The organism is Novosphingobium sp. SG707, from assembly GCF_012275515.1.
In the GTDB taxonomy this organism is placed as follows: domain Bacteria; phylum Pseudomonadota; class Alphaproteobacteria; order Sphingomonadales; family Sphingomonadaceae; genus Novosphingobium.
Genome location: NZ_JAAZQL010000002.1, coordinates 730,880 through 742,488, shown reverse-complemented (window position 1 = coordinate 742,488; position 11,609 = coordinate 730,880). Strand labels below are relative to the sequence as shown.

The following is an 11,609-nucleotide window of genomic DNA, read 5'->3' as shown; positions in this document are numbered from 1 at the left end:
CTCAGCTCTGGGTTTTGGACGCGGCGTTGAAAATTAAAAAGCCTGCGGCGCCTTTCATAGCGCCGCAGGCTTTTTAATTTTAGACCCGGCACAAGGCAGCCATTTTACGCCACCCCCATAATGGGATTGCAAAGGGTCGAGACCCTTTGCCCGCCGGAGGCATAAAACCCCCGCCTCAATCCTCCAACGGCACCCCCGGCAAATGCTTCGAAGTGCGAATCGTCAGCGACGTTTTCACGCTGGCCACATTGGGCGCGGGCGTCAGCTTGCTGGTCAGGAATTCCTGAAAGCTTTGCAGATCGCGGCTGACGATTTTCAGGATGAAGTCGATTTCGCCATTGAGCATATGGCATTCACGCACTTCAGGCAGCCCGCGCACATGGTCCTCGAACCCGCGCAAGGCTTCTTCGGCCTGGCTTTTGAGCGAGACCATGGCAAAGACGGTGATCGAGAAGCCCAGCTTGGCCCCATCGAGTTCGGCGTGATAGCCGCGAATAACGCCTTCTTCTTCGAGCGCGCGCACGCGTCGCAGGCAAGGCGGCGCGGTCAGCCCGACGCGTTGGGCCAATTCGACATTGGTAACGCGGCCCTCGTCCTGCAATTCGGCCAGCAAGCGCCGGTCGATCTGATCAAGATTGGCCATAAGCCCGGAAATTCCCCAATTGCGGCCCGCAGATTGCGGCGGAAAGACCCTTCCTGTCGGCAGGGTCGCCAAAGATGAAAGAATCAGCCCATCTGTTGCGGGCCGTGCTAATATTATTATCTATGGCCGCAATCGTCCCACATTGCAACGCCACCAAGCTACGTGCTTTCGCTCGGCGGCAGGTGTGATAGGATACAGAATAAAGTTGTACACAGGTTCCGCTGCCGATCCTAACCTCTCGCTAGGATTTAACACCGTATTGGCTTGGAAAGGCCATCTGAAACACCATAACTGCTGATACAAAAAACCATGCGCTATGACGACCGCCTTGCCACCGCCCTTCGCCTGACGCCAGTCGGGCAAGGCGTCGCGCGCATTCAGTTCCGGCAATTGCTGGACCTGCTGGGCACGCTGCCGGCCGAGGAACAGGGCGAAATGGTCGATTTGGCCTATCTGCGGCTTGGCGAATTGGGCGGGCGGATTCCGGCGGCGGACCGCGCAGCGATTCTGCGCCAGCCCGGCCTGCGGCTGCGCGCGCCCCGGCTGGTGGCCGCGCTGGCAGGGGCAGAGCCTGTGGTGTCTTTGTCCGCGCTCCACGCCGCGCAATTGAGCGATGAACAATGGGTGGACCTGATCCCCGCGTTGCCGCTGGCCTCGCGCGGGACGCTGGGGATGCGGCGTGATCTGGGGCCGGGCGCGCGGGCGCTGCTGGCGCGGCTGGGCATTGGCGATCCAGCGTTGAGCAGCACGCCCGCACCAAAGGAACCTGAGCCCAAGGCACCCGAGCCCGTGGCTCAAACGCCCGCGCCGCCTGCGCCCGAAGCGCCGGTCAGAACCCCGCGCGCATCGGCCTATCAGGCTTCCTCGCCGCTGGCCGAGGACACAATCGGCGCGCTGGTGCGGCGAATCGAAGCCTTTCGTCAGGCCCGCGAGAACAACATGGCCGCCGAGGCCGCACGTCCCGCTCCGTCCAAGAAGGCCAAGCCGGGCCAGCCGATCCAGTCCTTCGATTTCGCCAGCGACGGCGAAGGCCGTATCGTCTGGGCCGAAGCGCGGGTCGCGCCGATGGTGGTGGGCTATGGGCTGGGCGGCAATGGGCCGGGGGCCAATGCGGTGCGCCTGCACCAACCCTTCCGCGCGGTGATGATCACGCTGGCCGGGGCGCCGGCGATTGCGGGCGAATGGCAGGTGGATGCCGTGCCGCGCTTCGATCCGCTGGGCGGGCGCTATATTGGTCATCTGGGGCGCTTTCGGCGGCCTGCGGCAGTTGCGGCCTCCCCAGCCCCGACCGTTCCCGCTCAGGACAGCGAGACCGACCGCCTGCGCCAGTTGCTTCATGAGTTGCGCACGCCGGTGAATGCGATTCAGGGCTTTGCCGAGGTGATCCAGCAGCAATTGTTCGGCCCGACGCCGCATGAATATCGTGCGCTGGCCGCCGTTGTTGCGGCTGACAGCGCGCTGATGCTGGCCGGGTTTGAAGAACTCGATCGCTATGCCAGGCTTGAAAGCGGCAGTCTGGCGCTGGCCAGAGGCGAATGCGATCTGGCCGCCGCGCTCGATGTGCTGGTTTCGCGGCTGGCGAGTGACGAGCGCGGGCCTGCCTTGCGGCTCGAAGGACATGAGCGCCCCTGCCCCGTCGCCTTGGACGGGACCGAGGCGGAGCGGCTTTGCTGGCGCCTGCTGGCCACGCTGGCGGGCAATGGCAAGGCGGGCGAAGCGCTGCCGATCCGGATGGCGCATCGCGGGGATGCGGTGTTGGCCTGCTTTACCCTGCCGGCGACTTTGGCTGGGTTGAATGATGAGGAACTGTTTCACGGCGCTGCGCCCGCCACGCATCAACCCGGCGCGGGCATGTTCGGCACCGGTTTCGCCCTGCGCCTCGCCGCCGCCGAGGCACGGGCCGCAGGCGGCAGCATCATGCGCGAACACGAGCAACTTTTGCTTACATTACCGGGCTTGACCCTGCCGATCGTTAACCTTAGCCAAGTGCCTGAAAACAGGTCGGAGGCATGTGAAACGCCGGTGGCTTGATTTTTTCGCGCGGCAGGGGGCCCGATTTGTCATTTCACCAGATTACCGACCAGCCCGCGCCGGAAGCTTTTGTGCATTTCCGCCAAGGGGTTGGACAGCGCTTCGTGGTCACCATCGATACCGAGGAGGAATTCGATTGGACCAAGCCGCTGACCCGCACTCGCCATCGCGTTGATACGGTCTCGCGCCTGCGCAAGTTTCAGCAGTTTTGCGAAGGTTTCGGCATCGTTCCGATCTATTTGATTGACTATCCGGTGGCCACCTCCGCTCTTGCCGCAGAATTGCTGCGCGACGCGGTGATCTCCGGGAGAGCGGAAGTCGGCGTCCAGCTGCATCCTTGGGTTAACCCACCTTATGAAGAGGAGGTTAACCAGTACAATAGCTTTTCGGGCAATCTGCCCTTCGCGCTGGAGCGGGCGAAGTTCCTGAAGCTGCATACCACGATTGCCGAGAATTTTGGGGCGGCGCCGATGATCTATCGCGCCGGACGCTATGGTATCGGGCCCAACACCGCCGATGTGCTGCATGAGGCCGGGGTGGCCATTGACACGTCGGTGCGCTCGCGGTTTGATTACAGCGGTTGGGGCGGCCCCAATTTTCGCGATCTGCCGCTGCGGCCCTATTGGGTGGGCGAACCGGGGCGCCTGATGGAAATGCCGTTGACCACGGTGTTCTCGGGGCTTTTGCGGCGTCATGGGCAATGGCTATATCCGAAACTGTCGCGCTTTGACCGGCTGCGCGGCGCTATGGCGCGCTTTGGCCTGCTGGAGCGTATCCCCCTGACGCCCGAAGGGGTCACGGTGGGCGAGGCGCTGCGCGCAGTCAATATTGCGGTGGACGAAGATCTGCCGGTCATCGTCCTGTCCTTTCACAGCCCCTCGCTCTGCCCCGGCCACACCCCCTATGTGCGGACCGAGGCCGATCTGGACGAGATGTACGAATGGTGGCGCCAAGTGTTTGAATTGCTGATCGCGCGCGGCGTCAAACCGACCAGCGTGCGCGAGGTGATGGAAAGCACTCTGTTCGATTGAAGCCCTTGCCTGTTGCGCATGGCGCGGCTAACGCGAGGCGGCGCATGTTGCGCAAAGCATGGCTTGGGGCCTGTAGCTCAATGGTTAGAGCTGGCCGCTCATAACGGCTAGGTTGCGGGTTCGAGTCCTGCCGGGCCCACCATGTGTATTGAAATAAAAGGATATTTTTGCTGATTTGTCTAACCTAGGGGGGGTGGTTAGACAAATCACTGTTCCTTGTCGGTAGAATACCGGTCATCGATCGCGCGGATGGCGCCATCGGCGAGGCCTTCCTGTTCGGCCGCCTCGGTATAGACGCGCAGCATTTGCGTGTCCTTCCAGCCGCCTACCGCTTTCATCTGTTCGTCGCTCAGCTTGGTTTCAGCCATGCGTCTGGCAATGGCTTTGCGCAGGCCATGTGCTGTGCAATGAGGCAATCCCGCTTCGTCACACCATTCGCGCATCTTGTTGCCAAAACCATCCCGGCTGAATGGCTGTCCTGATCCTGTAACCAGATAGGAAGTTATGCCTACCGAGTTCATTGCCGAAATGGCGCGGCGCAGATCGCGCGCCACCGGCAACCATAGATCAGCACCCGTCTTGCCGGTGGTGTAATTGACCTTGCCGTTGACAATGTGCTTCGGGCCGAACAGGCGCGCATCTCCACGCCGTTGCCCGGTCCACAGGATGATTTCCAGCGCAAGTCGGGCACGGGTGCCGATGGCATGCTTGGCCTGATATTGGGCAATTTCCTCTTCCGTCCAGGTGTGGAAGCCTTTCAATTTGGTTTTTCCCACCTTGTCGGCCTCGTCCACCGGATTGGCTTCGATCCATTTCAACTTTCGCGCATAGGCGAACAAGCGGCGGATTTCCTTGCGTAGCTTTACCGCGGCTACTTCGCCGCCAAAGGTGCGCCCGCGTTCGTCCTTTCGCTTTTCCGTGCGCGCCATCAGGATGGCCTCGATGTGTTCGAAGGTGAAATCCCTGACCTGATCGTCGCCATAATCGCGTCGAAAACTTTCCAGCAGCCAGCGGCGGCGCGCTTTGGTGTTGTCGCTGCCTTTGGCCGCAAAGTCGGCTGCGCGGTAATATCGCTCCAGCAGATCGGAGACCGAACCGGGGATAGCGCGGCTTTCAATTTGCGGTGCGGCATCCAGCAAGGCCTGATATTCTGCCTTGAATCCCGGCTGATCCGGCAGCGTTTTCATATAGGTCGGCTTGCGCCCGACCTTGCGAAAGCGCGCACGTAGTTTGCCATGGCGGTCGGGGCTGACCGTTATGCCGGGATATCGTGTCTTCATCTTACGCCTTTTAGCACGCGGTCCAGTGGGTTGCGGCGCGTGATGGCTTCATTCGGCGCCTCGCTGGCTTCCATCACGATGTTGCCGCCCGGTTCAATAACCACGCGAATCGCGGAAAAGCCAGCCTTGCGCGCGCCCTTCATCGCCCGCGTCACATCGGTCTGGGTAAAGCGAGCCGGTGCGCTCATGCGAACAAGCCTCCTTCCTTGGGCGCGATTTTGGTCCATTGTTCGGGATATTCGGGGTAGTCCCCTGCCCGCTCCAGCGCGGTGCGGCAGGGTGGGATGACGCGCTTTTTCCAGTCGTGTTGGCCGGGCATCCAGACCAGCCAGCTATAGCTGGTGGCGCTGCTGGCCGGGCGCGGTTTGCCTTGCGGATCAAGGTTGAACGGATCGGGCGCACCGGACTGGATCAGGCGGCCGCGCAGCATCACCACGCGTTCGGCAAATTGCAGCTCATAGCTTGGCAGGTCGGCTTCATCGCCAAACAGGCTGTGATAGCGGCCCACGCTTTCGGTGAATGAGCTGCGCACCAGCATGGCAACGCCTTCGGTGGCGTGGCGGCGCGCGGTGGCGATGAACTGTTCGGCCACAAGGAAAGGCGGATTGGTGATGATCCATTCGACCGGCGGCCATGGGGCGTAGGTGTCGAGCGCGAGGAAATCGCAGATGCCATTGTTGCCGTATTGGTGAACATCGGTGGCGCGCACGTCCTCGAAATATTCCATAAGCGGGCGGGCCATATGCATTTCGCCGCAGGCCGGTTCCCATGCGCGCTTTCGGCGGATCAGGATGCCCATAAGGATCAGGCGTTCGCACAGGGCGCGGACGGCCCATGGCGGGGTGGGGAAATAGTCGAGCGCATCGGGAGCCGGGGCGCGGCGCTGCATGACGGCGGTGGAGCGGTTGGGGGTCATGCGACATGTCCAAACAGATCGCCTTGCGCCGGTTCAGCCGTGCAGCAGAGCATCGAGAGAAAGGAAGGCATAAGCTGCCACCACCGGGTCCACGCCGTTTCCGGTCGCTCGAAGCCGCTCAGTCCGGTGGGCCATCGCATCAATGCCTCGACGAAGATGGGATTGAGCCTCCTCTTCACTGAGGGCTGGTTGGAGTTCGGGCCAGCGATCGAGGACATCGATCCACCGGCTATCGGTTGGTCCGGGGATGACGGCAGGCGGAAGCAATGCTCCACGAAGTTGGGGAGCTGATCCAGGTGAAGCGAGCCGGTGCTCACCTCCAGATGGGCCGTAGAGTTGGCGCCCTTGTAATCCCGCGCCGCCGGACCCGGCCAGTTCTGTGCCTGCTCCTGCAAGTCCGGGCCGCCCGCGCCGCGCGCCTTGCGGTTGCTGTTCGCGCCCCCTTGCGGGATACGGGGGCCGACCCAATTCACCGCCGCGCCTTCCAGCGTCGGCAGCTTCCTGCCCGTTTTCGGATCGATCTCGTATCCGCCCCTTGACACCTTGGCGGACGGCCATGATGAACAGTCGTTCGCGCTGCATGGTGTTTTGGGTTTCGGACGAGCTGAATATTCCTGCCGCAACGCGGTAGCCCAGCCTTTCCAGTGGTGGGACGACAGCTTCGAGCTGTTCGCCTGCGTTCCCCGGCACGTTCTCGCGGAAGATAAGATCAGCCCTGCTTTCATCGGCGATGCGGCAGACTTCGGGCGCGAGGAAGCGGGCGCCGCTTGCGCCGGCACGCTTTCCGGCAACGCTGTTGTCCTGGCACGGATCGCCCGAAGCGATGATATCCACGAGGCCGCGCCATGGTCTGCCGTCGAAAGTGGTAAGGTCAGACCAGACAGGCGCCGGATGAAACCACCCCGCTTCCATTGACGCGACCAGACTTGCGGCGGCTGATGCTTCCCTCTCCACGTAGCAGATGCCCACGAGAGCTTCATGGCGATGTGCGAGGGCGAGAGCGATTCCGAGTTCAAGGCCTCCGACGCCTGCGCAGAGGGAAAGCACGTTTCGGGCAGGTAGAGCCATGTCATGCGCCTATCGCTTTCTTGTGGCAGGGCTGGCAGCGCCAAGGGCCGTGGTGGCCGGTGGCGCTAAAGCTGGGGTGGGGCGCGGCGCAATCAGCGCAGGCGGTGGGCTTCCATGCGCCCGGCTTGGGCTCCGGTTCGTGTGCGCGGTAGGAGAGGAGGTCGGTCATGATGCTTTCCGTTCTCGACGGATCATCGCATTCCAGTTGCTGCGCGCAGTTGCCTCATCGCTGTAAGCGTCCTCAACAGCCGGACCTTCCTTGCCGCATCCTGCGCCGGAAAGTGAGCGGCCAGATATGCAAGGGCCGATCTGGCATACATACTGACTTTCGACGGCATCCTCTGCCACACGCGCCCAAGTAAAACTGGGTATGTTGCCGCAAAGACAGCGTAGGATACCAGTCATGCCCCGACACTCCCGTTTGGCGGGGTGTCGGGGTAGTCATTGATGCCGGTGGCGTCGGCCGGATCGATGCAGATCCATTGCGCCTTTTTGCCATGCCAGCGATACCAGCGGCCGAGGGGTTCGCCCTGGACATAGCAATGGACCAGCCAGCGCAGATCGCCGTCGAAGTGCGGCACATAGCCCACATCGCTGCCCGGCACGGTCGCGCCATTGCGCCACATCGGGCGGATCTTGCGCGCGGTATAGGGCTTGCCCAGATTGGCGGGTACAGCGGCGGGTTTGGTTGGCGGCTGGGGCGCGGGATCGACCGGGGCGCCCATGAGGTCGAGGAGGTTCATGCCGGCCCCGCGTCAATATTATGGTGGGCAATGGAAAAAGTGACGGCCACCACCCACGGGTTAGCGTACCACGCGCCGGGGCCGTTGATGCTGTCCCAGAGGTCGGCATATTCTTGCTGGGCAATCCCGTTATCGGGAAGTCGGGATTGGACGCCTTCCGCTACCGCATCCCTTCCGCTGATGTCCTGCAACCGCTCCACGCGCACATCGGTGACGGTCAGCGTGAAGCGCGATAGAGAGCGCGGCATGAACCGGCCAAGGCGCTTGTGCCACGCCACTGTGGCGGGGTCGTTGTGGTGGCGGCCCTTGCGGTATTCGGCGGGCTCGTCAAAGGTATAGAAATAATCTGCCGGGACAAACCGCCACTTCTGCTTACCGCCCTTGGTGCGAGCACCTTCCACCGGTTCCCAATGGCCACGCTGGAAATAGGCTTCGCGGACCCAGAGGCGGTCCTTTTTGAGAAATGGCAGTTTCAGAAACTTGCTTGCAGGGCCATGGTCCTCGCCCTTTTCATCAATATACCTTCCGCGAAATTCAATTGAGCCTTTGGGGGTAAGACATGAATATCCCGGCTTATCGTTCGGATAGATCCAGCCAGGCGGTTGAGGATTCAAAACCCTCCGCGTCTGCGTCTTACGGCCATCATGCAAGGCGCGCACCATCGGGGCGCTGAATAGGATGGGGCGATCAGCCATTGTCGCGGACCTTCTCTTGTGCCTGGCGCGCGCGGTGTTCGACCTTGGCGGCCAGCAGGATGGTGGGGCGCAGCTCGGGCGGTGCGGCGTCATAGGCGAGGCGCGATTTGTGGGGGCCGCCGTTAAGCCGGGGCAGGATCGCGCGGGGCACCAGTTCCCAGTTGGAGGGATCTGTGTTGAGAATATCGCTGTTGAGGCATTTCAGCGCCATGCCTTTGGGTATCGGGCCGTTCTGCTCTTCCCAGCGCAGCAAATGGACAGCGCGCCATCGCGCCCGCAATGGCATGTCGTCATTGATCTTGCGCTCCAGATAGCCGCCTTTGCTCATCCGCTCGGTACCGATGGGTTTGTAAAGTCGGACGGCCACGCCCTGACGCTGGCCCGGCTTGAACTGCGACTTGCGGGCGTTGGGATGCTTGCCGCCCTTGCCTTCCTCGCAAGACTTGCCCTTGTTATGCGGGGTTTCGCCCTTGACGAAATGGCCGGTGCGGCCGGTGCTCCATCCCTTGCGCTTGCGCAGGGAATTAATGTTTGCCGCAGTCAGATCGTCGCGGGGAAATTGCGCGATGAATGCGGCGAAGTATTCCGCATAGGGCAACGTGTGGTTGGCGTGGAGCCAAGCCAGTTCCTCCGCGCTGTAGGAAATAGGACGCCCCTTCATTGGCCACCATTGCCCAACAGGCGCTTGGCCTGTTCTTCGAAGTGATAGCCCTTGTCGGCCAGCAGCTTTACTGCCGTAAGCTGAACCTCGGCATTGCGGATGATCTGATCAGCGATGCCGACAATCGCCTTAGCGCGGGTCGCTTCGGTTTCGATCTGTTCGGCGGAAAGATCTTCATCGCCCAGCCGTTCAAGCTGGGCAAAGAGATGGTTGTTCAGATCCGACATCTTGTTTTTCATGCAGCGGGCTCCACAAGCTGGACCTTGATGGGAAGGTCGGAGAACAGGTGTTTGAAGCGTTCGGCCTCGGCCAGCGCGGTGCTGGCGCTGAACTGCCAGATGCGGTGCCGGCGCGTGTTCTTATCGTAGGGGCTGGTGGGCGCCGGGGCGCCTTCGAACACATGGGCGATGACGGCGCGCCGCGCGGCGGCCATGATGGCGGGTTGCGGGATCATGCGCGGTTTCCTTCGCTGGGGTGCCCCGGCCCGGATTTGTCCGGTGCCGGGGCGGTGCGACCCGCAGGGGTGGCCTGCGCGGCAAGGGATTGCGGCGAAAAGGTTTGCGGCAGGGGCGCGTCGGGCCAGTCGCCGCCGGTCATGGTGGCCACCGCGTTGGCGCAGGGGCATGGATCCATGGCGAGGAACGAATAGTCCGAGGCGCCGGTGTTGCGGCAATCCGGGCACATCGGCCGCGCGTTGCCAAGGGCGGACGGGGCCCAGTGCGCCGGGAAGCGGAAGGACAGCCAATGGCCGCTGGGGCAATGGGAGAAATCATCCATGCGATCCAGCACATCGATCAGCGCCCGCAGGTTTCCGTCCATCACCAGATCGGCCAGTATGGGCAGGTTGTCGCCGCGCAGGCTGAACTGGACGTGGATCCATGGGCTATCCTTGGCGCGGGACAAGGTGCAGCGGGGCCAGAGCAGGGCGTTAAGCGCCTCGACCAGCGCGCGGCGGCGGCTGGGGCGCCAGATGCCGAAGGTTCCGGCCGAGCGCGCATGGCGACAGGCATTGGTGAACAGGTCATGGCCCACGCAAAGATGCCTATCGATGGTGAAAGCTCTAGGATTTCGAGCGCGATACGTGGGAGCATAATGCATCGGGTAGATTTTCGGCGGTTGGGCCATCATGGCATCGACCTCACAAGCAGGAGGATCAGGCGGGCCAGCGTGGCGGTCCACACCGGCAGCATGGCGTAGGCTGCGCCGCCCAGGGCGAAGATCACCAGCAGGGCGGATTGGATCAGGGCGCCGCGCATTATTTGCCCCTCGACGGCGGCGGCATGGGCGGGCGCGGTTCGAAAAACCGGGCATCCGGGCCGCATTGCTCCACGCGCAGGATCAGCGACTTGTCGCGCTTGCGTTCGCGGATCGGGTTACGGTGGGCGCGCAAGATGACCTCGCCAAAGGCGCGGGTGGATGATGTGCCGATCGGGCGGCTGCACCATGCGGGGCGCAGATCGCGGCCAGTCGTGACCGCCAGCCAGCGGCAGTTGGAGCAAAGCGGGGTCATGCGTATTGCACCACGATGCTGGTCAGAGTGCAGACCACGGCCAGCACGATCAGGCCGTAATCCCACATGGCGGCGCGCAGAGGGCAGACCGGCCAGCGTTCATCGCGGCGCAGGGTGGCATGATAGGCGGCTTCGGCGGTGCGGGCGTCGTCATCGGCGGCGGGCGCGAGATCGAGGATGGAGCGCATCAGGCTTGCTCCCCGTCAATGCGGGCGAGGATGGCCTCAAATTTCGATGCGATACGAGAAACTTCGATATGGCCTGCGCGCGTATCGAGTTCGCCAGAGCGCAAGAAGGGCAAGCTTTCGCGCAAAACCTGCATCATCGCAGGGCCTTCGCAGAACAAGCGGACGTTGGCGCCCAGTTCCGCGTCTCGGGCAAACCAATCGGTGGCGATGATGATCGCTACCGGAGGCTTACCTTCCGGGCCGATGTAGTAACGAGAATGCCCAGAGCCCGTATCAACGTCCCAATCGCAATCGCCATTGATCATGTAAGGCCCCGGCGTACCGCCCCAGTTGATCGTTTCCATCACGCCGCCTCCGCAATCGGGGTGTGGGCGGCGCCGTAGGGCGGGATGTGATGGCCGTTCGGGTCGAAGGCCAGCGCCAGTGAGAGGCGATAGAGGGCCAGCGCCTCGGGGCTTTTGCCTCCGGCGTCCAGCGCCTTGTCGCGGGCGCGGGTAAGCACTTTGGCCCAGCGTTCGCGCGGGCAAATGTTATCCGCGATGGTGCGGCGGGCGCGGGTTTCGGAGACGGGCGTATCGACGCCGTGAATCGCGCGCCCTTCCCGCTCCTGCGCGATCAGTTCGCGCAGCTCGGGCAGATCGGCGCCGCACAGGCAGGCGATAGCCAGCCATGGGTGCAGCGCGCGGTCGGCTTGCGGCGGCGTGGTCTGGCCCGCGTTGACGGCGCGCTGGGCGTTGGCCTTGCGGGAGAGATAGAGGCTGGCCGCCATATCGGCCAGCGAAGGTTCGGATGAAACGGGCATGGGCGCCTCCTTTCGGTGGCGCCATGTCTATGTGAAGGATT

At 62.9% G+C, this 11,609-nt stretch carries 19 protein-coding genes and 1 tRNA gene; 4 read left to right on the top strand and 16 right to left on the bottom strand.

Annotated elements, in window-relative coordinates; all coding sequences use genetic code 11:
- Window positions 1-175 precede the first annotated feature (175 nt).
- Complete coding sequence (locus FHW92_RS08375) at window positions 176-643, bottom strand: Lrp/AsnC family transcriptional regulator (protein ID WP_168602778.1); 468 nt, start codon at window positions 641-643, stop codon at window positions 176-178.
- Between the two features lie 309 nt (window positions 644-952).
- Between FHW92_RS08375 and FHW92_RS08370 the strand changes: the two genes are divergently transcribed.
- The 3 genes from FHW92_RS08370 (at window position 953) to FHW92_RS08360 (ending at window position 3,847) form a co-directional block, all read left to right on the top strand.
- Window positions 953-2,674: a HAMP domain-containing histidine kinase gene (locus tag FHW92_RS08370; RefSeq protein WP_168602777.1), complete on the top strand. Its 1,722-nt coding sequence runs from the start codon at window positions 953-955 to the stop codon at window positions 2,672-2,674.
- A 104-nt stretch (window positions 2,675-2,778) separates the two neighbouring features.
- Window positions 2,779-3,705, top strand: coding sequence for a polysaccharide deacetylase family protein (locus tag FHW92_RS08365; protein WP_349237656.1), 927 nt, complete (start codon window positions 2,779-2,781; stop codon window positions 3,703-3,705).
- 66 nt (window positions 3,706-3,771) lie between these two features.
- Window positions 3,772-3,847 (top strand) — tRNA-Ile (locus FHW92_RS08360).
- A gap of 64 nt (window positions 3,848-3,911) precedes the next feature.
- Here the strand turns inward: FHW92_RS08360 and FHW92_RS08355 are convergent.
- The 4 genes from FHW92_RS08355 to FHW92_RS25690 form a co-directional block, all read right to left on the bottom strand.
- Window positions 3,912-4,892: a tyrosine-type recombinase/integrase gene (locus tag FHW92_RS08355; RefSeq protein WP_168602775.1), complete on the bottom strand. Its 981-nt coding sequence runs from the start codon at window positions 4,890-4,892 to the stop codon at window positions 3,912-3,914.
- Window positions 4,893-4,981: 89 nt separating this feature from the next.
- A complete protein-coding gene (locus FHW92_RS08350; protein WP_168602774.1) occupies window positions 4,982-5,173 on the bottom strand; it encodes a hypothetical protein in 192 nt (63 codons plus the stop codon).
- Entirely contained in the window at window positions 5,170-5,901 is a 732-nt protein-coding gene (locus FHW92_RS08345) for a methyltransferase (RefSeq protein WP_168602773.1), read from the bottom strand. The genes FHW92_RS08350 and FHW92_RS08345 overlap by 4 nt, the downstream gene beginning before the upstream one ends.
- On the bottom strand, window positions 5,898-6,443 hold the full coding sequence (locus FHW92_RS25690; RefSeq protein WP_246870002.1) for a hypothetical protein: 546 nt from the start codon (window positions 6,441-6,443) through the stop codon (window positions 5,898-5,900). Before FHW92_RS25690 ends, FHW92_RS08345 begins: the two co-directional genes overlap by 4 nt.
- Window position 6,444: 1 nt before the next feature.
- Here FHW92_RS25690 and FHW92_RS25685 point away from each other — a divergent pair, with 1 nt between their 5' ends.
- Window positions 6,445-6,816, top strand: coding sequence for a hypothetical protein (locus tag FHW92_RS25685; protein WP_246870001.1), 372 nt, complete (start codon window positions 6,445-6,447; stop codon window positions 6,814-6,816).
- Window positions 6,817-7,370: 554 nt separating this feature from the next.
- Here FHW92_RS25685 and FHW92_RS08335 read toward each other — a convergent pair.
- The 11 genes from FHW92_RS08335 to FHW92_RS08290 all read right to left on the bottom strand — a co-directional run bounded on the left by FHW92_RS08335 (window position 7,371) and on the right by FHW92_RS08290 (window position 11,568).
- Window positions 7,371-7,712 (bottom strand): hypothetical protein, encoded by a 342-nt coding sequence (locus FHW92_RS08335; protein WP_168602771.1) that lies wholly within the window; start codon window positions 7,710-7,712, stop codon window positions 7,371-7,373.
- Window positions 7,709-8,407: a hypothetical protein gene (locus FHW92_RS08330; protein ID WP_168602770.1), complete on the bottom strand. Its 699-nt coding sequence runs from the start codon at window positions 8,405-8,407 to the stop codon at window positions 7,709-7,711. Before FHW92_RS08330 ends, FHW92_RS08335 begins: the two co-directional genes overlap by 4 nt.
- Window positions 8,400-9,068, bottom strand: a complete 669-nt coding sequence (locus FHW92_RS08325; RefSeq protein WP_168602769.1) for an HNH endonuclease — start codon at window positions 9,066-9,068, stop codon at window positions 8,400-8,402. Before FHW92_RS08325 ends, FHW92_RS08330 begins: the two co-directional genes overlap by 8 nt.
- A complete protein-coding gene (locus tag FHW92_RS08320; RefSeq protein ID WP_168602768.1) occupies window positions 9,065-9,307 on the bottom strand; it encodes a hypothetical protein in 243 nt (80 codons plus the stop codon). The genes FHW92_RS08325 and FHW92_RS08320 overlap by 4 nt, the downstream gene beginning before the upstream one ends.
- The gene (locus tag FHW92_RS08315; RefSeq protein ID WP_168602767.1) at window positions 9,304-9,522 is read right to left on the bottom strand and encodes a hypothetical protein; all 219 of its coding nucleotides are present in this window, start codon (window positions 9,520-9,522) and stop codon (window positions 9,304-9,306) included. Before FHW92_RS08315 ends, FHW92_RS08320 begins: the two co-directional genes overlap by 4 nt.
- The gene (locus FHW92_RS08310) at window positions 9,519-10,100 is read right to left on the bottom strand and encodes a hypothetical protein (RefSeq protein ID WP_168602766.1); all 582 of its coding nucleotides are present in this window, start codon (window positions 10,098-10,100) and stop codon (window positions 9,519-9,521) included. The genes FHW92_RS08315 and FHW92_RS08310 overlap by 4 nt, the downstream gene beginning before the upstream one ends.
- A 92-nt stretch (window positions 10,101-10,192) precedes the next feature.
- The gene (locus FHW92_RS26035) at window positions 10,193-10,324 is read right to left on the bottom strand and encodes a hypothetical protein (protein WP_282599696.1); all 132 of its coding nucleotides are present in this window, start codon (window positions 10,322-10,324) and stop codon (window positions 10,193-10,195) included.
- A complete protein-coding gene (locus tag FHW92_RS08305; RefSeq protein ID WP_168602765.1) occupies window positions 10,324-10,578 on the bottom strand; it encodes a hypothetical protein in 255 nt (84 codons plus the stop codon). Before FHW92_RS08305 ends, FHW92_RS26035 begins: the two co-directional genes overlap by 1 nt.
- Window positions 10,575-10,766, bottom strand: a complete 192-nt coding sequence (locus FHW92_RS08300; protein ID WP_168602764.1) for a hypothetical protein — start codon at window positions 10,764-10,766, stop codon at window positions 10,575-10,577. The genes FHW92_RS08305 and FHW92_RS08300 overlap by 4 nt, the downstream gene beginning before the upstream one ends.
- Window positions 10,766-11,110, bottom strand: coding sequence for a hypothetical protein (locus tag FHW92_RS08295; RefSeq protein WP_168602763.1), 345 nt, complete (start codon window positions 11,108-11,110; stop codon window positions 10,766-10,768). The genes FHW92_RS08300 and FHW92_RS08295 overlap by 1 nt, the downstream gene beginning before the upstream one ends.
- Window positions 11,110-11,568 (bottom strand): hypothetical protein, encoded by a 459-nt coding sequence (locus FHW92_RS08290; RefSeq protein ID WP_168602762.1) that lies wholly within the window; start codon window positions 11,566-11,568, stop codon window positions 11,110-11,112. Before FHW92_RS08290 ends, FHW92_RS08295 begins: the two co-directional genes overlap by 1 nt.
- Window positions 11,569-11,609 lie beyond the last annotated feature (41 nt).